The sequence below is a fragment of the Desulfobacter sp. UBA2225 genome, from assembly GCF_002348205.1.
GTDB classification, from domain to species: domain Bacteria; phylum Desulfobacterota; class Desulfobacteria; order Desulfobacterales; family Desulfobacteraceae; genus Desulfobacter; species Desulfobacter postgatei.
Genome location: NZ_DDYV01000079.1, coordinates 1 through 19,512, shown reverse-complemented (window position 1 = coordinate 19,512; position 19,512 = coordinate 1). Strand labels below are relative to the sequence as shown.

The window sequence follows — 19,512 nt, the reverse complement described above, 5'->3', positions numbered from 1 at the left end:
GGTGAGTGTCAACCACGGAAAAGCTCGGAGAGCCAAAACCTGCATCCAACACCGTCATCGGCAAAATTTGCGGTTTTCGGGCGGGCACTATCGATAATCTTTATAATTGAGATTATACCGGGCAGCCTTATATGAAAATTTTCTTACGGTGATGTTGATCAATTTGGCAGCCTTGTTAATATTGCCCCGGGTATTTTTCAGGGCATCCATAAGGATTTCCTTTTCAAGGCTTGCCACGGCATCTTCAAGGGACAAGGGAAGGGTTTTGGACCTGGTTCCGGTCTGAAGGGTTGCCGGCAGGTGGTAGGAGTGAATGGCGCCTTCATTGCATAGAATAACGGCCCGTTCAATGCAGTTTTCAAGTTCCCGGACATTGCCCGGCCAATGGTATTCCATCATCATGTCAATGGCCGGCGTAGTGATGCGTTTAATCTCCTTGCCATGCTCCTTTATGTATTTTTCCAGAAAATGATCGGCCAGAAGAATAATGTCTGTTTTCCGCATGCGAAGGCTGGGGATGTAAATGGGAAATACATTGAGCCGGAAATAGAGGTCGTCCCTGAATCTACCCTGCTGGACCATCTCCTCCAGATTGGAGTTGGTGGCGGCCACGATCCTGACATCCGTCTTGATGGGCTTGTACCCGCCCACCCGCTCAAATTCCTTTTCCTGGAGTACCCGTAAAAGCTTTACCTGGGCACCGAGATCCATGTTGCCGATCTCGTCCAGAAAAATGGTACCTGTATTGGCGACCTCAAATTTACCTTTTTTTGTGAAGGCTGCGCCGGTAAATGCCCCTTTTTCATGGCCGAACAGCTCGCTTTCAATGAGATTTTCCGGAATAGCCGCGCAGTTGATCTTGATAAAGGGATTCTGGTTGCGCTCTGAGTTGTAATGGATGGAATTGGCCACCAGCTCCTTGCCCGTGCCGCTTTCACCGCGGATCAATACGGTTGCCGAAGAGGAGGATACCTGGGAGATCATCTGGAGCACTTCACGCATCTTATTGGAATTGCCGATTATATTGGAAAAACTGTACTTGTTCTCCAGCTCTGATTTCAGCCGGAGGTTCTCGGTTTTCAACTGCTCTTTTTCCACCCGGATGGTTTCAATGTTGATGACGTGATGGGCAACCATGGTTGCCACCACGGCGAGCAGTTTTTCGCCATTTTCAAGGGAGCGTTTGCCTTCATAGGGGCGGTCGGCACTGATGGCACCGACCACGCGACTATCTTTTTTTATGGGTACGCAAATAAAGGAGTAATCCTGCCCCTGGGTAAGATTCCTTGAATGGGTTTTATCCAGAAACAGTGGTTCTTCACTGATTCTTGGCACCACGGCAGGTTTACCGGTCTGGATCACTTTACCGATGATACCTTCCCCGGGCAGGTATTTGATCTGTTTGGTTTTGTCTTCGGAAATGCCGTGGGCCATTTCAATGCGGATTTCGCCGGTTTCAGTATTTGTTAGAAAAATGATTCCTCGGACAAGATTCAGTGATTCAGACAGAACACTTAAAACCTTGAACAGGGATTTTTTCATGTCCATGTGCTGGTTTAATGATTGGCTGATTTCGTATAACAGAGAAGTTTCTTCAATCGACTTCATAAGGGGGGTGTCCGCATCAATATTTTTGCTTTTATTTTCATCTTTTCATTTTATCTCTTAGTTGCAGGAAAACCGTTGTTTCTGCAGTAACTAAAATTGCTTAATGGAAATACCGTTTTATGGCGTAAAAATCAAATAAAAAAATACAATTTTGAATTTTTTAATCCTGTTATATATGATAACCATTACCTGACAAATTTGAGCTTATTCATCTTGATTTTCTAATATGCTGATGGAATAATGCCCCAATTATGAAGAACATAAAGCGTATTCTGGTGCTCGGCGGCTGCAGGAGCGGCAAAAGCGGTTTTGCCAAGCAGGCCGCAGATCATATGGCCCGGGACAAAAAAATATATCTGGCCACCTGTGTGCCCACGGACAGTGAAATGAATAAACGGGTTAAACACCACCAGGATGACCGCGGACCTGACTGGGCAACCATTGAAGAACCCATACGCATCCATGAGACCATTGAGCGGGCCTGTGCCCAGGCAAAGGTGATTCTGGTGGACTGCCTGACCCTTTGGACCTCCAACCTTTTGCTCCAGCAAACAGATGAGGCCGGTATCATGGCGGCGGTGGACCTGCTTTTAGGCGCATTAAACCGGTCAACCTGCCCTGTTATCCTGGTTTCCAATGAAGTGGGATATGGAATCGTTCCTGAAAACAGCCTTGCACGGCAGTTCAGGGACATGGCAGGGCTTGTCAACCAGCGGGTGGCCCGGGCCGTTGACGAGGTTTTTGTGAGTATGGCCGGTATCCCCGTCCAAATCAAACCGCGCCAAATCAAACCGAATCAGATCAAATCCGGACAGGTCGAGCCCTGGCTCTTCAACGGCAAGGATTTTGGGAACGGCGAACTTCAATGACCCGGACGGATACCCCTGGTTTTTTTGCAGACTTACGGGCCTGCATGGCCTTTATTACCATTCTGCCCACGGGAAAAAATCCGGTATATTCTCCTGTGGGCATGATCCGCTTTTTCCCCGTGGTGGGATTGATCATCGGCACCCTTCTGGTGATAACCGATTTTCTGGCATCCATGGTCTGGCCGGCACCTGCCGCAGCCCTTGTTGATCTCATTTTCCTGGTGGCCGTAACCGGCGCCTTTCACCTGGACGGACTTGGCGATACCGCAGACGGAATCTTCAGCCATCAGAGCAGGGAACGGGCCCTTGAAATCATGAAAGATTCCAGAACCGGCATGATGGGACTGGTTGCCGTTGTTTTAGGTCTGGCGGCAAAACTTGCCGGGATCTGGTCGGTGAAAAGCAGTTGTTCTCCGGTTCAGGCCATGGCCATACTTTTGCTGGTGCCCTCTTTTTCCAGAGCCTCCATGATATTGGGCATAAAATATCTCAAATACGGCAGAAAAGGCAGGGGAACAGGCAAGGATCTGTTTGACCGCCCGCTTAATTCAAAAGATTTTTACCTGTGCCTGATCCCGCTGGGGTTTTCCCTGCTTCTGGGATATAAGGGCCTGATATTGATTTCAGGGTTTGCCATGGGCTGTGTTGCTATTTTAAAATTTTATGAACAGAAAATGAACTGCATCACAGGGGACATGCTTGGTGCCATGACCGAAGTGATGGAAGCCTTGCTGTTCATGGCCGCCGGCATGAATGTTATTTAAATGATTCAGGGCCACGGCGGAAATAAACAGCAGCTTGCAGACCGTATAGGATGCGGGCTTGAAGATATCATTGATATGAGTTCCAACCTCAATCCCCTGGGGCCGCCGAAACGCATCCACGCCTTTATCCGGGAAAACATTCACCTGATTCATGCCCTTCCCGAACCGGATGCGGCCGGTATGTCAAAGGGGTTTGCAGACTATCACGGCATTGATCCCGGCTGTGTGATGGCAGGCAACGGCACCACATTTTTCATCTATACCCTGCCCCTGGCCCTTGGGGCAAAAAAGGCCCTGATCCTGGGTCCTGCCTACGCCGATTATGAAGATGCCTGTGCAGCCCTCAATGTAAAGACCTGTCACTGTTTAACCCTTGCCCAAAACAATTTTGTTCCGGATCTGGATCAGTTGTCTGTCGAGGCGCAAGGCGCCGATCTTGTGTTTATCTGCAATCCGAACAATCCCACAGGCGCCGTGATTGACAAACAGGATCTGGAGAGATTAATTGGCCGCCACACGAACACCTGTTTTGTGGTGGATGAATCCTATCTGCCCTTTGTACCGGATGCAGAAGCGTTTTCCCTTGTAACGCAGACACACCAGCCCAACCTTGTGGTGCTCTCCTCCATGTCCAAAATCTTCAGGATTCCGGGGCTTCGCACAGGTTTTTTAAGCGGGGCCAAAGCATTGATCCGGAAAGTCATGGCCCATTACCAGCCCTGGAGCGTCAATGCCCTGGCCCAGGCAGTAATCAAAAACATTTACGATCATCCGGGCGACATTTTGCCCTTTTACCGGCAGACCCGGGAATTTATCGTTAAAGAACGCCGGGCTTTTGTCCATGCCCTGGCTGAAACAGAGGGCATCCGGCTTTTTGATACGCCGGTCTATTTTGTGTTGGCCCGGTTGGACCGGATCTATGCCCCTGAACTGTGCCGCCGGGTGGGAGATGACAGATTTCTGATCCGCGACTGCGCCAATTTTAAAGGGCTGTCCGACCGGTTTGTCCGGTTTTCCCTGAAAACACGTGAAATCAATCTGGCCCTGGCCCAAAGCATCAAAACAGCCCTGGCCCGGGAACATACTTAACCATGCTTTTTGATGTGACCTGGCACATTATAGCTGCCGCGTTTATCCTGGATATCCTGGCCGGAGATCCGAAATCCCTGCCCCATCCCATTATCTATATGGGCCGGGTTATTTCATTTTTTGAACCTGAATTTCGAAAACGGATTAAAAACCCATTCCGGGCAGGACTTCTCTTTGCCCTTTGCCTGATAACCACAGCCTTTGGCCTGACATGGGCCCTTGTTTTTATGGCCGGCCGGATTCATCCGGTTGCGGCCGCCATTGTCCAGACCATATTGATTTTTTACAGTTTTTCGACCAGAAGCCTGTACAGGGCCGCCATGGATGTATTTAAGCCACTGTCCCGAGGAAATCTGGCCCAGGCCAGAATCAAGGTGGGATATATTGTGGGACGCCAAACCAAAGACCTGGATGAAGCGGGTATCACCCGGGCGGCCTGCGAAACCGTGGCGGAAAATTTCGTAGATGGTTTTCTGTCGCCCCTGTGTTTTGCCCTGGTACTCGGTGCCCCCGGGGCCATGATGTACAAGATGATCAATACCCTGGATTCCATGGTTGGGTATAAAAACGACACCTATATCCTGTTCGGCAGGGCTGCGGCCCGCATTGACGATGGGGCCAACTATATCCCGGCCCGGCTCTCCATCGTGATGATTGCGCCGGCAGCAGCGATACGTTCCCTTTCCCGAGGCAGGCGAGCGTTTTTCACCGCGCTGACCCAGGGTCGCAATCACAAAAGCCCCAACGCCGGCTTCCCCGAGGCGGCCTTTGCAGGAGCGCTGGGCGTCCGGTTCGGCGGTCCCAATGTCTACCACGGAAAACTTGTGGATAAACCCTATATCGGCGGTGCGTTCAACGACCCCAAACCCCTCCACATTGAAAAAGCCTGTGAATTAATGATGCTGTCAGCCCTTATTTCCGTGGTATTGGGCTCTCTTTTGGCCTGGGGTCTGTTTTAGAATGATGAAAAAACCTTTCAGGCTGGGCACAACCTCCTTTATCTATCCGGATCATATCATCCCCAATGTCAAAAAAATCGGCGCCTTTTTTGACGAAATTGAACTTCTGGTCTTTGAAAGCAAACCCAAGGAGATTCCTTCCCCGGACGATGTGAAGGAACTGGCAGGACTATCCCGGGACCTGAATCTGACTTATAATGTCCACCTGCCCACGGATATCAACTTATGTGCACCGGACCACCGGCAACGCCGGAACGCCGCAGATACCCTGAAACGGGTGATTGATCGATTTTCCCTTGCACCTGTCACAAGCTTCACCCTTCATCTGGAGATGGATAAGCCCATGCCGTCAAAGGATGGCATGAAAGCCTGGCGAAACAATGCACAGCAGGGGCTTGAATTGCTGGTGCCGGCCCTGGAAGATCCGGCAAAGATCGGCGTGGAAACCCTGTGGTATCCCCCGGATCTTTTCAAAGAAGTGGTAACCCAATTTGGCCTCTCCGTCTGTGCCGACCTTGGGCACCACATCAAATACGGGTATGACATATCGCGCACCTTTGAACTGTTCGGCCCCAAAATCAATCTGATTCACCTCCACGGTGTGGATACGCACCTTGAACAACCGCCCCAAGACCACATTGGCCTTGACAAAATGGCACCAGACGAGTTCAGGAAAATCATGGACCACTTGAAACACTACACGGGAACCGTCTGTCTGGAGGTTTTTAACCTTGCCGATCTGCAAGGTTCTCTATCTGCCCTGGCCAAAATTTTTAACGGCATACCCTTGGCAGTCCTGGCAGGCCCTTAACGGCAGACTGCTCTGGGTGAATAAGGTCGTTGGCGGAAGAGGCAACGAGGGCAAAAAGTGATTTCCTGGCGAACATGAGCCATGAAATCCGCACCCCGCTCAACGCAATTATCGGCTTTGCCCATCTGACACTCCAGACTGAACTGGATTCACGCCAGCATGACGCAAATCCGGGGCGCAAAACGTCTAGTGGCCGAGGAGCAGTAGAGTAGAGGAAGGGACGCATCTGCATCCTTTCCTTTCCTTTCCTTTCCTTTCCTTTCCTTTCCTTTCCTTTCCTTTACTTTCCTTTACTTTACTGGTGAAAGTATTTTTACTCGGTAAACTTAATCAGTTCCTGGCAAAAGGCGTCGATCTTCTGGACCAGGGCCTGCTCATCCTGGCTGGTGTGCGCCCCTTGCCATTCGTAAAATCCGAGCAGATCCCAGCCGGACTTTTCAATTTTGGATTCAAAATCCCGCTGGGCCCCGCCGACCCATCCATAGGAGCCGAACCTGAAAACTTTTTTGTTGGTCACCTTTTTTACAAGCAGTTCGTCAATCACATGGGACATGGGCGGAAAGACCTTGTACTCGTAAGTGGGCATGCCGAAAATAAGCCCGGCGGACTTCCAGGCAGCGGCCAGGATATAGCCGATGTCATCGCCCGGGGCCTGGTAAACATGCACCGGAATCTTGTGTTTTCTTATGGTCTCAACCACAAGGTTCAGCATGGACTTTGTACTGCCGTACATGCTGGACCAAACCAGGGTGATTTCCCTTTCTGCCGGCCCCTTGCTGTACTCTGCATAGCGCTTGTAATGGTCAATGATTACGCCGGGGTTCTCCCGCCAGATAATCCCGTGGGAGGGGCAGATGATCTTGACATCCAGTCCCGACAGTTTGGCCAGCCCTTTGAGTACAGCGCCGGAAAATGCGGCGACAATATTGGCGTAATAGCGTAACGCCTCATTTTCAAAAAAAGCATGTTTTTCCTCGGAGAGCTGGTCGTCAAAAATGGCGTCCTCCGGCACCTTACCGTATGAACCAAAAGCGTCGCAGGCAAATAAAATTTTCCGTTTTGTTTCATAGGTCATCATGGTTTCGGGCCAATGGATGTTGGGGGTTTCAAAAAACTGAAGCTCGTACTCCCCGACGTCCAGGGTCATGCCGTCCGTGATGACCACGGCCCGGTCGGCCGGCACCCGGCCAAAGGCCTCAAGCAGGGGAACCGCCTTTTTGGTACAGTAAATCACGCCCTTGGTATTCTTTTTACAAAATTCCCGCAGCCAGCCGGCGTGGTCCGGCTCCATGTGGTTTACCACGATAATATCAATATCCTCCACAGCCAGGGAGAGCCCTTCCATCTGTCCGGTAATGGCCTTGGGAAACTCCATGATGTCCTGGGTCAGATCAATGAGCACATTCTTTTCACCCTTGATCAGATACGCGTTTATTGAAATGCCGTGGGGAATGGGCCATATTCCCTCAAACAGGTAATTTTCGTCTTCGATGTTAACCGCAAGGCGGTAAATATCATCTACTATTTTTTGAAATTTCATCCTGCAATTCTCCTTGCATCAGTTTGTTTTTTTTTAACAATATATTTAGAATGCCATGTTCAATTGGTAAAATCAATTTCCAGTTTATCAGTTTATAAAATGCTTACGCTTCCTCAACAGGATGTTACGGAATCTGACTTTTCACCTGCAGCAAGCATCAGGTAATAAGCACCCTCTTTTTCGCGGCCCCGTTTCATGCACCCGTTTGCAAAAATCCGGCACTTTTCTTTAAATACGTTTAAAGCGGCCTGTTCCTGATTCGGAGAAAGAACATTGGACTCAATCAAATTCTGGATGGACTGAATCCGGTATTTATCCTGGGAGTGGGCCGCGGACAGTTGATCCCCATGCCCCCCGGTTTTAACCGTTAAGGGGGTGTCAATCAAATAGATTGGTGTGTCATGGGAAATCCGCAACCAGAGATCATAATCCTCGCATACCGGAAAGCCCTCGTTAAACATCCCCTTTTGGCCAAAGAGTTGTTTTCTGATCATCACAGCCGACGGGCTGACCAAGCAGAGCTTTAAAGAAGGCTCAAAGATCATGCCCGAGGGTTTTTTATGTTTTTTCTTTGGATTGACCCGTTTTCCGTTTCTGATCCAGATTTCCTCGGTCTGGCAGATCATTGCCCCGGGTTTGGATTGAAAAAACGCGGCCTGGCAGGAAAGTTTATTCGTTTCCCAGGCATCATCGGAGTCCAGCAGCGCAATAAAGCTGCCTCGGCTTTCTTGAATCCCAAGGTTCCGGGCCGCACTCACCCCTTTGTTTTCCTGGACCAGGACCCGGATTTTATCTCTATACCCAGCCAGCAGGTCCCGGGTTCCGTCTGTCGACCCGTCATCCACCACAATGATTTCCCTGTGCGGATAGTCCTGGGCAAGGGCTGAATCAACGGCCCTTTTCAGGGTCCACGCCCGGTTGAAAGTGGGAATAATCACACTGATCGTATCTGTTTTTTGCTCTATCATGTTAAAAACTGTAAAGCATCAAAAAGCAAGAAACAAGCTCCTTAAGGCCCAAATTAAAAAATATTAGAAAAAAGTTGTAAACAGACTTTTTTTTTGGTAGAGCAAGATGGTGAATTTTTTAATCAACCATGGGTGAAAAAAATTTAGTGATGCTGCAATTAGATTTACCCTTAAACCTTATTAAACAACTGAGACCAACCTTTCCATATTCGTTATGGACTACCCTTGGTTCCAATACAAGTTCTGTCCATGATGATTACATTTGGAAAGTTTTGACAAGCACATTTAGATCTCTTTAACACATGCCCAATTTTAATCCGGTTTAAACCGAGGATGAGGAATTTATGGCAAAAGGAAAAAACGTCAAACACATTATTAACAAGAGCTGGTGCAAGGGGTGCGGCATTTGCGTTCACTTCTGCCCCAAACAGGTTCTGGAACTGAGCAGCGATGAAAAAGCTGTGGCAGCCCGCCCTGAAGACTGCATTGCATGTAAGCTTTGTGAACTTCGGTGCCCTGATCTGGCAATTCAAATTTTAGTTGAGGAGGAATAAATAATGGCTAAGAATATTCAATTTATTCCAGGAAGCGATGCTTGCATTGAAGGCGCCCTTTATGCCGGGTGTGACTTTTTTGCAGGTTATCCGATCACGCCGTCATCAGAAGTTGCAGAAGGTCTGGCTGCTGCACTTCCCAAAAGAGGTGGCAAATTTATCCAGATGGAAGACGAAATTGCATCCATGGCCTGTATCATCGGCGCAGCTCTTGCCGGAAAAAAGGTTATGACCGCAACTTCCGGCCCCGGCTTCTCCCTGAAGCAGGAAGGTATCGGATACGCCTGTATGGCTGAGGTCCCCTGTGTTATTGCAAATATCCAGAGAGGCGGACCATCCACAGGTAACCCCACCCACGTCGCCCAGGGTGACACAATGCAGGCCAGATGGGGATCCCATGGAGATCACAGCATTATTGCCATGACCGCTTCCAACCTCCAGGATGTATTTAAAATTACGGTTGAAGCCTTTAATCTGGCTGAAAAATACCGGACACCTGTTGTTCTGATGTTTGATGAGGCCACCCAGCACCTGAGAGAAAAAGTGGTCATTCCCGAACCCGGCGAGATCAAAGTTGTCGACAGAATCAGAACCAATATTCCCGTAGGTGAACAATACTATCCCTATCTTACCGATGAAAACGGCCAGCGTCCCATGTCCGACTTCGGTGCAGGCCATCGTTTCCACGTCACCGGCCTTCATCATAACATTATGGGCTTTCCCGACGTCAGTCCTGAGAATGTTAACGCTCTGATCCACCACCTGGTAGATAAAATCGAAAGCAAAGCCAACGAAATCGCCATGTACAAAGAGTACTACATGGATGATGCTGAGTATGTCATCGTTGCCTATGGAACAACAACCAGATCCGCCCTCCAGGCTGCCGAAGACTATCGCAATCAGTTTGGCATCAAGGTCGGCGTTTTAGAGCTTCAGGTTGTATGGCCCTTTGCAGATGAGATTGTCAGAGAAAAATGTGCCGGTGCCAAGGCCGTTATTGTAGCTGAAATGAATATGGGCCAGATTGTCAGAGAAGTAAAACGTGTTGTGGCTGAGCCTGAAAAGGTTTACTTCTCTAACCGGGTTGACAACCAAATCATCAAGCCCGCTGACATTAAAGCGGCGATCAGAATGATCACAGGAAAGGGGGTATAGCATGAGCGATACACAATTTGATGTAAAAAAATATATCCGGGCCCAATTTTTCCCCCATATGTGGTGTCCGGGTTGTGGACACGGTATTGTCATGAGCGCATTGCTCAGGGCGATTGATGATTTGGGATTGAAAAACGACGATGTCTCCGTAGTTTCAGGTATCGGGTGTTCCTCAAGAATCTCCGGTTATCTGGATTTCAACACCGCACATACCATGCACGGCAGAGCCCTTCCCACTGCCACAGGTGTTAAGCTTGCCAACCCCAACCTGAAAGTTATTGTCCCCTTTGGTGACGGTGACTCCACGGCCATCGGCGGCAACCACTTCANNATCACCGCCATCGTCATGAACAACCGGATCTACGGTATGACCGGCGGACAGTATTCACCGATGTCCGGATGTGGTGTAAAAGCAAGTACCGCCCCCTATGGTGTTCCCGATCGTGCCTTTGATCTGGTGGAACTGGCCAAAGGCGCAGGTGCCACTTTTGTTGCAAGAACTACCGTTTACCATGCCAAAGAAGCCCAGAGTACAATCAAGAAAGCCATCGAACACAAAGGCTTTTCAGTAGTTGAAATTCTGTCCATGTGCCCAACCCAATTCGGCAGAAAGAACAAGGCCGGTGAGGCACCCCAGATGATGGAATGGTACAAGGAAGCAACCGTACCCATGGGGTCCAAAAAACTGGAAGAGAATCCAGACCTGATTCAACGCGGCGTTTTTGTTGATGAAGATGTTCCCGAATACTGCGAAGTTTACCAAACAAACGTCATTGACAAGGTAATGAAGAAAGGATAGGCATAATGGAATCAACAGGAATTGTTTTTACAGCTTCTGGTGGGCAAGGGGTTATCACTACCGCCATTATCCTTGCCAGAGCAGCTACAATCTTTGAGGGCAAAAACGCTATTCAATCACAGAGCTACGGAGCTGCTGCCCGTGGCGGCGCTACCCGTGCCGACATTTTAATTTCAGACGGCAATATTTATTACCCCAAGGTTGAATCGGCTGATGTTTTTGTCGCCCTGATGCAGGAAGGCTATAATAAATATGCCCACTTGATTCGTCCAGGCGGCCTCATGATAGTCGACCCAAGGTATGTTAAACCGAGCAATATTAATGCCAAGATTCTAGAGTTACCCATGTATGACACAGTTGTTAAAGAAATCGGAAAACCGATTGTTTACAGTGTCTGTGTACTTGGGGCTCTGATCGGTGCTACAGGCATCTGTAAACCCGAATCAGCTATAAGTGTTATCCAGGATGCCATGCCCCCAGCTTTCTTTGACATGAACAAGAAAGCTTTGGAAATTGGCATTACTCTAGGAAAAGAGGCTGCTTAAAACAAAATCGATCGACAGATTGAACTTTAAGTTAAGCAACATATATTAAAGAAAAGGCCGATCCACTAGACAATGTGTGAGATCGGCCTTTTTTATGCTTACCCGGACACCGGGCCATCAGGAAAAATTTTCCGCCAATACCTGTTTGACTCTGTCTATGATTTTCAGGCACTCATCATCTAACGCCTGGACCTGAACAGTGAGATTGGCACTTGTAGGGTTGCCGGTACCTCCCTGTGATTCGAGTTGTTCTGCCAGAGTGGCGGCATTATGGGCTGCTAAATATTTCAACATTCCCTTCAAACGATGTGCATTTTCTTTTAATTCATCATATTCATTTTTTTCAATGCAAGCAGTCATCTTGGACAAGAGCGGTGGATAGGTGGATTCGAAGGTCTGCAGGCAATTGTATAAAAGAGCTTTATTGCCTGCCATGATCCGTTTTAGTTGCTGCAGGTCTATAGTGCTTTCTAAATCCCGGATCTCTTGGGTCTTTGCCTCAAAACTTCTCTGCAGGATACCCTTTTGAACTGCCTGGTTTAACCGTGTCGGGCTCAGGGGTTTTTCCAAAAATTCATCCATACCGCTATTTAAAAAAAGCGCCTTGTCCTCCTCTGTGGTATGGGCTGTCAGGGCAATGATCGGTGTGCGTGACAGATCTTTGTCCTTTTCAATGGCTCTGATCGCAAGAGCGGCATCAATGCCGCTCATTTGGGGCATCTCCCCATCCATTAAAATAAGGTCAAAGCGATGGGAACAAAACATCTTTACAGCTTCTTTGCCGTTTTCTGCAATTTCAACCCAGCCTAAATTCAACTTTTTAATCATGCCAGTGACAACCACCTGACTCATTTTGTCATCTTCAACCAGTAAAATATAATACCCACCGGTAAACTCCTTTTTACTATTCATAGTGCCGCCTGATGATTCCATTCATATCAATGATCCGATACCGTAAGACGGGCCGCATAATCTTCCAGATCGCTCTTAAGTCTGGAAAACTGCTCACCTATTTCCGGCAAAAGCTGTTCAACTCCCCTTAGATCCCCGACTTTGCCCGCCAGTTCCATTTTCAGGGCCGTTTTCTGAAAAGCACCCGCCGCCACATAACCGGATGCACCCTTTATTTTATGCGCCTGGACGCCACCTTTTTGCGCCTGCCCCTGTTTGATCAATTGAGAAAGAATATCGATTTGCCCCGGCATGTCATCAAGGAAGGTACGGATGGCGGCTGCAATAAGCTGCTTGTCTTCCATGAGATTGGCCCTCAGCGCCTCCGGATTAAAGGTCCCCGGCTCATGTTTCTTATATTTTTTCTGATCCACTTTTTTCTGATCCACGGTAAAGCATTCCGGATTACGGGGCTGGATACGATTAATCCACTTTTCGATCTTTTCAGCCAGGATAATTGGATCTACAGGTTTGCTGATATAATCATTCATGCCTGCATTCAGGCATTTTTCCCGGTCACCGGCCATGGCATTGGCCGTCATGGCGACCACCGGGATATCCGGGTTAATAACGTTGGATGCCGTATTGCGGATCATCCGGGTGGCCTCAAGGCCATCCAGTTCCGGCATCTGCAGATCCATCAATACCATGTCATAGGGTATTTTTTCAAGGGCGCGGATCGCCTCAATACCGTTTGCCACGGCATCCACATAATAACCGAACTTTTCCAGAATGCCCTTTGCAACGATCTGGTTTGTGATATTATCTTCTGCCAGAAGAATCCTCACATGGGGCTGTTTGATTTCACCATTTAAATGCCGAATGCGGGCATTTTCTTCCTTGCCGGCCTGTCCGCCGGAGAGAACAGAGGCCAGCGTGTCTGAAAGTTCAGAGTAACGCACCGGTTTGGTAAGGTATCCTGAAAAACCGATGGATTGAAAATAACGCGCACCCCCACGCCGGCCTATGGACAGCATCAACACCAGTTTGATGTCTGCCCCGAACGCCTCTTTTTTGATGGCCAGGCCAAGCTTGTCACCGGTCATGCCGGGCATCTGCATATCCAGTATCGCAAGGTCATAGAACATATTTTTCTGTGCCGTTCGCTTTATTTTTTCCAAGGCGGCTTTACCATCTGCCGCTTCAGATACCTTTGCCCCCATGCCGACCAATTGTCTTATTAATATTTCCCGGTTGGTTCGGTTATCATCAACAATTAAAATACGGGCATTTTTTAATTGATCCGGCATGATTTTATGCTCATGGCCGGTTTCAGCAGATGACGGCTGCTGTTTAAATCGGGCCGTAAACCAGAACAGGCAGCCTGAATGGAAGCTGTTCGATTGGCTAATTTCGGGAACCGGTGAAATAACGCCGATATCTCCGCCCATCAGTTGGGCCAGTTTTTTAGATATGGCAAGACCCAGCCCTGTGCCGCCGTATTTGCGTGTAATGGAGGCATCCACCTGGGTAAACTGTTCAAACAGATGACCCTGTTTTTCCGGGGCTATACCCACACCGGTATCCTTTACGGAAAAGTAAATGAGGACCTCTTCTTTGGTTTCATGCTTGAGGTGCGCCTGTATCACCACCTCACCGGCTTTGGTAAACTTAATGGCATTATCAGTCAGATTGGTCAGGATTTGCCGAAGGCGGCCAGGATCGCCCTGAAGCTGTCCCGGAACCTCGGGCGATACCTCGCAGATCAACTCCAGATCTTTTTCATGGGCTTTCAGGGCCATCATATGGACAAAATCATCCAGAAAGGGCCGCAATTCAAAATCCAGAATTTCCATATCCAGTTTGCCTGCCTCAATTTTTGAAAAATCCAGGATATCGTTGATCAAGGTCAAAAGAGCGTCGGCACTTGCCTTGACATTGCTGGTGAAAAGGCGTTGTTCATCGGAGAGATCCGTATCCAGCAGCAGGCCTGTCATACCGATGATACCGTTCATGGGCGTCCGAATTTCATGACTCATATTGGCCAGAAACTCACTCTTTGCCCGGGTTGCCATCTCAGCTCTGGCCGCCATCCGTGTTGCCAGGGCTGTCTGATTTTTCAGATGTTCGTTAACGGTCATTAATTTGTTTCTGGCTTTTTTAAGCGCCTTGTTGGCCTGCTCAGTTTCCACTAAAGAGTGCTGCAGCCGCTCCTGGTCCTGTTTGCGTTCGGTGATATCCGTATGGGTACCGAACATCATCAGCGGTTTACCATCATGGGTTCTGGAAATCACCCTGCCTTTATCCTGCACCCAGACCCAGTGTCCGTTCTTGTGCCTCATCCTGCATTCAACATCGTAACGGTCGAGTTCTCCTGAGAAATGCCGATCTAAAAGGATTTTTACCTTTTTTAAATCATCCGGGTGCGCCAGATGCCTCCACGTGTCAATGGAAACCGGCGACAGCTCCCCAAGTCTGTAACCGCAGATCTGTGCCCATCGCTCGTTAAATACTGTTTCACCGGTCTGAACATTCCATTCCCAGGTTCCGACATCCGTTCCGGTAATTACGTTGGCCAGGCGTTCACGCTCCCGGCGAAGGGCATCTTCAGCCTTCTGCTGCTCTGTGATATCCACAAAGGTTTCCAGAAGAGCCGGCTGCCCGTTATAGGTAAAAGGCCGGACGGTTTTGATAATGGGAATTTGACGACCGGCTGTATTTAAAAGCATCCGTCGGCTGTTGTCCATCACCTGCCCAAGGTCCGTGATCGGGCAGGCTCCTTTTTCCGTCGGACAGATATATTGCATGCATTCATTGCCGATGATCCTATCCGGATCCGTACCGATGAGTTTTGCGGCTGTCGGATTGACATAACGGATCACATGATCCGCCCGGCTGATGATAACCACGCCGGCATCCAGATGCTCAAGAATTTCTCGTTGCCGCGATTCTGTCTCCATCAGAGATGCCTGGGTCCGGGCCAGCTCTTTGAAACTGTCATCCGCCATCGCTGCGATGGCTTGAAATTCATGAAAGGTATAATCAGCGGCATTGACATCATGATCTGAAATGGCTTTCTGAAGCAGAAAAAGCTCTTTATCAACGCTTGCGATCAAACGGCGGGAGACCAGTCTTAAAAGGAGAATAACGCTTAATGTCAGGCTGAAAATAATTAAAAGTTCCACAATAAATTCGTTGCGCTGCTGTTTTGCAAAAAACTGAATGTTTTTTTCAATATCATCCAGGTACAGGCCGCTTCCAATCACCCAGCCCCAGTCATTGATTTTCCGTGCAAACGAAATTTTCGGCACCCCGCGCCCAAGACTGGGCTTGTTCCATGTATATTGAACAAATCCGCCATCGGGTTTACCGGCCTCGTTAATCAAGCTCTGTACAATTTTTATACCGTTGGGATCAGTGATGTCCGATAGGTTTTTGCCGACCAGTTCCGACTGGATCCGATTAAGCAATACAAACCCCTGATCAGTGAAAACAAAAATATACCCCTCCCCGTTGGCATAAACGTAAGTTTCCAGACCTTTAATTATTTGGTTTTTAATCTCTTGAATTGAGTCACCTTTCTGGCCCAGGCGGTAACGCTCATAGTTGATATAGTCCACGGCCCGATTGACCATGGTCCGGATCAAATTTTTTCTTTCGTTAAAAATGTTATGCCGTATCTGCAGCATCTCTTCTTTAGCCGAAAACCAGGATTGAACAGCCAAACCTGTCACCAAAACAACGCTCAGAAGAATAAGGGCCTGGCGCAAATTGCTGCGAAATACGTCAGGCATAGACCGAGACAAAGAGCGGTCAGTCTTTGAAAAGAGTCTGATCAGGCTGTATCCCGCCACTGCAAAAAGCAGCATCCCCAGCCCGGCGGCAATGGCAACGGTCCATGTTTTTGAATCCGGACGATTGCGGATTTGGGTATCCTGTGGCAGCAGATCGGGATTTAAACCATGGGAACGAAGCTTGTCCCACAGGAAAATAGGGGCATTGGGACTGTCTGTGATCACAGGAAGAATGTTTTTTTGCTGCAGAATCTTCAAGGCAAGAGCGCCGGCTGTTAGTCCCTGATCCCGGGAACTGGCCAGCATGCCGCCGACAATCCCGTGGCCCAGGTAAAAATCCCACATGCCGTATACCGGGGCAAACGTGGCGCGATCAACCAGCTCTGCCGCCGTCTCATAGCTATAGTACACCCCGTCTTTATCCCGGTTGAAGAGCACCAGAAAAACGGCATCGTCCGGCGACACTGCGGACAGCTTTTGCTCAAGTTCAACCGTGGACAATCCGCGGAACCACACCGGCGTAAATCCAAAGCTGTCGGCCGTCAAAGCCGAGTCCACTTCTTTTGCAACAGCTGCACCGGTGGGTGTTGTTCCGGCAATGAGGTAAAGCTTTTCCGCCTTTGGCTGGAGCAGGCGAATCAGTTGAAGGGTCCGGACGGGATCGGTTTTTTCCACCACGCCGGTGATTCGATGCTCAAATCCCTCAAGCAGGGTTGGCTGAAAATTATTGATGCCGCAGAAAACAATCGGAACGTCAGGAAAAAGAATATTCTTGTAACTTTGAAGGAAAGTGAGGGCATTGTTATCGGAAAGGATCAGCAGATCAATGGGAAAGGTTTTATATTTCCAGTTCAGATATTCAAGAATGTGAGATCCTGCCGCTTCCAGCGGCTGACGCTTGCTGTCCAGATACTCAATGAAAATTTCAACGGACGCGCCTTCCAGCGCCGTTCTGATACCTGCTTCGATATTGTCGGTCCAGGAGAATCCTTTGTGGTAAGAATGCAGTATTAATACCCGTTTTGTGGTGTATGGCGGCGCAGTGCCCATCTCATAAGCTGCGGCATCCCCGGCAAGAACGGCCAGACACAACACACAACAGGCAATCAAAAATTCATAAAATGGGTGAGGCAACCGGAATTGCATGCAATAAAAAAATCGTACCGTTTAGTTACATCATTGAAGGAACCGGTTTTAAATAACTTTCCCATTTTGCTAAATCCGGGAGCGCGGGCGTCCCGCCCTCAGCAAAAATGCGGGCAGGACGCCCGCGCTCCCAGGTTAAGTTATCTCGGTCTCATTCCTAAATTAGGACATTAAAAATAACCGCTTTACATATAAAACCAGGATACATTTAACGGTTTAGAATTGCAAGCCACGAGAATCCAGGGTTTTGACCTCATCTTAACCCGGGAGTTCACAAATATCGTATCCCATTTCAGGATGTGTTTTCAAAGGAAGAATTTGGCTATTTATACGAAACGATCCAATTTTATTTGCACGGCAGAATTCAAATGCTTTTAACAAACTTTGAGCATTATTTGCACAATAAATTTGGACAGGCGTTGTTTTCCTTCCTCATGGGGGAACTGAGCAAGATATTTTGCCGTTATTTTTCGTGGATCCGCATGATTAAATTTGGGCGTCACCCATATCGCACCAATCCTAATCCTGTTATTGAACGCTTTTTTTTGGGACGCCTTTATGATAGATTATATTATTTGCATCTACGCGGGCTGTTGGCGTGGATAATTCTTACGGGTCCGCCTTGATAACTCTTGGGATATGAATTTTTGGGGAATTTATGGCGCTCATTTAACAATTGAAACAAATCAATAATCATATGACGACGGAATTAACATATATGGATCGGGCAGCAGGCGCAATGTACGGCCTGTTTATTGGGGATGCCCTGGCGATGCCGGTTCACTGGTATTACAATACCAAGGCCTTGGAAAAAGATTACGGCCATGTGAAAGATTTTATGAAACCTCGAAATCCACACCCGGACTCCATTCTATGGCGTTCATCCTATAACCCCCCAAAGAAAAGTGCTGATATTTTACATGATCAATCAAAATATTGGGGTCAGCGTGGAATACATTATCATCAATTTCTCAAAGCCGGAGAGAATACTCTCAATTTAAAACTGGCCGGGGAACTTTTGTTATTGATCAAAGGGCAGAAACGTTACTCTGAAAATGAATGGCTTAATCGTTTAGTCGAATATATGACCACACCGGGCCTTCACAATGATACATACATCGAAGAATATCTCAGGCATTTTTTCACCCAATATGCTCAAGGCTGTGATTTAACAGAGTGCGGCAGGAAAGATGAAAATCATATTGGTGGATTAAGCCTGATGCTTCCTATCCTTTTGGTGTTTGGTCAAGACAGGGATTATGCTCAAAAAACGGCATTATCTCACCTGGCTTTAACACACGATGGGCCATCCATGATTTCCGGTGCAAACATAATAGCAAAGATTGTTTTGGATGTTCTAAACGGCACACGCCTTAAAGATGCCATTGTGGCTCATTTCCTGAACGGAACGGATGGCAAGTCGAAACTATCGTTTGAATCATTACTTGAGTTTCCAGATGGTTCGGTGGTTGGAAAACACTTTTCATCAGCCTGCTATATGGAACACTCGATCCCGGCAACGCTTTATCTTGCCTATAAATATGCGGGTAAACCAGAGCAGGGGCTGATCGCAAATACAATGTGTGGTGGAGATAATGCCGGCAGGGGTGCTGTTTTAGGCGCTCTTTTGGGCGCTGAGGGCGGCTTTTCCTGTTGGCCTGAGCGCTGGGTAAGTGGTTTGCTCAATCCTCCGGAAATTATTTCTATGGAGATGCTCGGTTAAAATTGGTACTACAACAAGAGATAGATAAAAAAAGGAAGCTTAAAAATGGAACTTAAATCTTATTTTGAGAGTACGGACGGAACAGGTATTTTATCGACTGCAGACAGCAATGGTAATGTCGATGCGGCTATTTATTCACGGCCTCTTTTTTTGGAGGATAAGATTGCATTTATAATGCGGGATCGCTTAGGACCAAGGATTTAATAATTTCCGAATATGATCTCATGCATCTCCTCTCCTGTCTTAGTAGTTATGCAAAAAAACAGCACTTCAAGTTTTTGGAATGTTTAAAAAATA

Annotated in this window: 18 protein-coding genes; 12 read left to right on the top strand and 6 right to left on the bottom strand. The window is 48.1% G+C overall.

Annotated features, from left to right (window positions below):
* Nucleotides 1–87: 87 nt before the first annotated feature.
* Nucleotides 88–1,608, bottom strand: a complete 1,521-nt coding sequence (locus B3D59_RS04250; protein ID WP_277005465.1) for a sigma-54 interaction domain-containing protein — start codon at nt 1,606–1,608, stop codon at nt 88–90.
* Between the two features lie 251 nt (nt 1,609–1,859).
* On the opposite strand from B3D59_RS04250, the gene cobU reads away from it, so the two are divergent.
* The 6 genes from cobU to B3D59_RS04220 are packed head-to-tail and all read left to right on the top strand — an operon-like array spanning nt 1,860 to nt 6,312.
* The gene (cobU, locus tag B3D59_RS04245) at nt 1,860–2,477 is read left to right on the top strand and encodes a bifunctional adenosylcobinamide kinase/adenosylcobinamide-phosphate guanylyltransferase (RefSeq protein WP_286817905.1); all 618 of its coding nucleotides are present in this window, start codon (nt 1,860–1,862) and stop codon (nt 2,475–2,477) included.
* Nucleotides 2,474–3,241 (top strand): adenosylcobinamide-GDP ribazoletransferase, encoded by a 768-nt coding sequence (locus B3D59_RS04240; RefSeq protein WP_286817904.1) that lies wholly within the window; start codon nt 2,474–2,476, stop codon nt 3,239–3,241. Before cobU ends, B3D59_RS04240 begins: the two co-directional genes overlap by 4 nt.
* Entirely contained in the window at nt 3,242–4,330 is a 1,089-nt protein-coding gene (locus tag B3D59_RS04235) for a threonine-phosphate decarboxylase (protein ID WP_286817902.1), read from the top strand.
* Nucleotides 4,331–4,332: 2 nt separating this feature from the next.
* On the top strand, nt 4,333–5,289 hold the full coding sequence (gene cbiB, locus B3D59_RS04230) for an adenosylcobinamide-phosphate synthase CbiB (protein WP_286817900.1): 957 nt from the start codon (nt 4,333–4,335) through the stop codon (nt 5,287–5,289).
* Nucleotide 5,290: 1 nt separating this feature from the next.
* A complete protein-coding gene (gene cbiR / locus B3D59_RS04225) occupies nt 5,291–6,100 on the top strand; it encodes a cobamide remodeling phosphodiesterase CbiR (protein ID WP_286817896.1) in 810 nt (269 codons plus the stop codon).
* A 29-nt stretch (nt 6,101–6,129) separates the two neighbouring features.
* Nucleotides 6,130–6,312 carry a histidine kinase dimerization/phospho-acceptor domain-containing protein gene (locus tag B3D59_RS04220; protein WP_286817895.1) on the top strand — a complete coding sequence of 61 codons (183 nt, stop codon included), beginning with the start codon at nt 6,130–6,132 and terminating at the stop codon, nt 6,310–6,312.
* 101 nt (nt 6,313–6,413) lie between these two features.
* On the opposite strand, the gene B3D59_RS04215 is transcribed toward B3D59_RS04220, so the two are convergent.
* Together B3D59_RS04215 and B3D59_RS04210 are read right to left on the bottom strand one after the other, a co-directional pair.
* Nucleotides 6,414–7,640 (bottom strand): FprA family A-type flavoprotein, encoded by a 1,227-nt coding sequence (locus B3D59_RS04215; RefSeq protein WP_286817894.1) that lies wholly within the window; start codon nt 7,638–7,640, stop codon nt 6,414–6,416.
* Between the two features lie 113 nt (nt 7,641–7,753).
* Nucleotides 7,754–8,608 (bottom strand): glycosyltransferase family 2 protein, encoded by an 855-nt coding sequence (locus B3D59_RS04210; RefSeq protein ID WP_286817892.1) that lies wholly within the window; start codon nt 8,606–8,608, stop codon nt 7,754–7,756.
* A 344-nt stretch (nt 8,609–8,952) separates the two neighbouring features.
* Here B3D59_RS04210 and B3D59_RS04205 point away from each other — a divergent pair, with 344 nt between their 5' ends.
* The 4 genes from B3D59_RS04205 (at nt 8,953) to B3D59_RS04190 (ending at nt 11,661) form a co-directional block, all read left to right on the top strand.
* Nucleotides 8,953–9,162, top strand: coding sequence for a 4Fe-4S dicluster domain-containing protein (locus B3D59_RS04205; protein ID WP_286817891.1), 210 nt, complete (start codon nt 8,953–8,955; stop codon nt 9,160–9,162).
* A gap of 3 nt (nt 9,163–9,165) precedes the next feature.
* Nucleotides 9,166–10,317, top strand: coding sequence for a 2-oxoacid:acceptor oxidoreductase subunit alpha (locus B3D59_RS04200; RefSeq protein WP_286817890.1), 1,152 nt, complete (start codon nt 9,166–9,168; stop codon nt 10,315–10,317).
* A gap of 1 nt (nt 10,318) precedes the next feature.
* Entirely contained in the window at nt 10,319–11,116 is a 798-nt protein-coding gene (locus B3D59_RS04195) for a 2-oxoacid:ferredoxin oxidoreductase subunit beta (RefSeq protein WP_286817888.1), read from the top strand.
* Between the two features lie 5 nt (nt 11,117–11,121).
* Nucleotides 11,122–11,661: a 2-oxoacid:acceptor oxidoreductase family protein gene (locus tag B3D59_RS04190; protein WP_286817887.1), complete on the top strand. Its 540-nt coding sequence runs from the start codon at nt 11,122–11,124 to the stop codon at nt 11,659–11,661.
* 117 nt (nt 11,662–11,778) lie between these two features.
* Here B3D59_RS04190 and B3D59_RS04185 read toward each other — a convergent pair whose 3' ends face one another.
* The 3 genes from B3D59_RS04185 to B3D59_RS04175 form a co-directional block, all read right to left on the bottom strand.
* The gene (locus tag B3D59_RS04185; RefSeq protein ID WP_286817885.1) at nt 11,779–12,573 is read right to left on the bottom strand and encodes a response regulator; all 795 of its coding nucleotides are present in this window, start codon (nt 12,571–12,573) and stop codon (nt 11,779–11,781) included.
* A gap of 26 nt (nt 12,574–12,599) precedes the next feature.
* Entirely contained in the window at nt 12,600–17,480 is a 4,881-nt protein-coding gene (locus B3D59_RS04180; protein ID WP_286817883.1) for a response regulator, read from the bottom strand.
* A gap of 270 nt (nt 17,481–17,750) precedes the next feature.
* Nucleotides 17,751–17,873, bottom strand: coding sequence for a hypothetical protein (locus B3D59_RS04175; protein ID WP_286817881.1), 123 nt, complete (start codon nt 17,871–17,873; stop codon nt 17,751–17,753).
* Nucleotides 17,874–18,210: 337 nt separating this feature from the next.
* On the opposite strand from B3D59_RS04175, the gene B3D59_RS04170 reads away from it, so the two are divergent.
* Both B3D59_RS04170 and B3D59_RS04165 read left to right on the top strand, forming a co-directional pair.
* Nucleotides 18,211–19,215, top strand: coding sequence for an ADP-ribosylglycohydrolase family protein (locus B3D59_RS04170; protein ID WP_286817880.1), 1,005 nt, complete (start codon nt 18,211–18,213; stop codon nt 19,213–19,215).
* A 45-nt stretch (nt 19,216–19,260) separates the two neighbouring features.
* Entirely contained in the window at nt 19,261–19,419 is a 159-nt protein-coding gene (locus B3D59_RS04165; RefSeq protein WP_286817878.1) for a hypothetical protein, read from the top strand.
* Nucleotides 19,420–19,512 lie beyond the last annotated feature (93 nt).

Coding starts and splice junctions, on each gene's coding strand:
- B3D59_RS04250 (WP_277005465.1), bottom strand. CDS start 1,608: ATGAAGTCGATTGAAGAAACTTCTCTGTTATACGAAATCAGCCAATCA.
- cobU (WP_286817905.1), top strand. CDS start 1,860: ATGAAGAACATAAAGCGTATTCTGGTGCTCGGCGGCTGCAGGAGCGGC.
- B3D59_RS04240 (WP_286817904.1), top strand. CDS start 2,474: ATGACCCGGACGGATACCCCTGGTTTTTTTGCAGACTTACGGGCCTGC.
- B3D59_RS04235 (WP_286817902.1), top strand. CDS start 3,242: ATGATTCAGGGCCACGGCGGAAATAAACAGCAGCTTGCAGACCGTATA.
- cbiB (WP_286817900.1), top strand. CDS start 4,333: ATGCTTTTTGATGTGACCTGGCACATTATAGCTGCCGCGTTTATCCTG.
- cbiR (WP_286817896.1), top strand. CDS start 5,291: ATGATGAAAAAACCTTTCAGGCTGGGCACAACCTCCTTTATCTATCCG.
- B3D59_RS04215 (WP_286817894.1), bottom strand. CDS start 7,640: ATGAAATTTCAAAAAATAGTAGATGATATTTACCGCCTTGCGGTTAAC.
- B3D59_RS04210 (WP_286817892.1), bottom strand. CDS start 8,608: ATGATAGAGCAAAAAACAGATACGATCAGTGTGATTATTCCCACTTTC.
- B3D59_RS04205 (WP_286817891.1), top strand. CDS start 8,953: ATGGCAAAAGGAAAAAACGTCAAACACATTATTAACAAGAGCTGGTGC.
- B3D59_RS04200 (WP_286817890.1), top strand. CDS start 9,166: ATGGCTAAGAATATTCAATTTATTCCAGGAAGCGATGCTTGCATTGAA.
- B3D59_RS04190 (WP_286817887.1), top strand. CDS start 11,122: ATGGAATCAACAGGAATTGTTTTTACAGCTTCTGGTGGGCAAGGGGTT.
- B3D59_RS04185 (WP_286817885.1), bottom strand. CDS start 12,573: ATGAATAGTAAAAAGGAGTTTACCGGTGGGTATTATATTTTACTGGTT.
- B3D59_RS04170 (WP_286817880.1), top strand. CDS start 18,211: ATGGATCGGGCAGCAGGCGCAATGTACGGCCTGTTTATTGGGGATGCC.
- B3D59_RS04165 (WP_286817878.1), top strand. CDS start 19,261: ATGGAACTTAAATCTTATTTTGAGAGTACGGACGGAACAGGTATTTTA.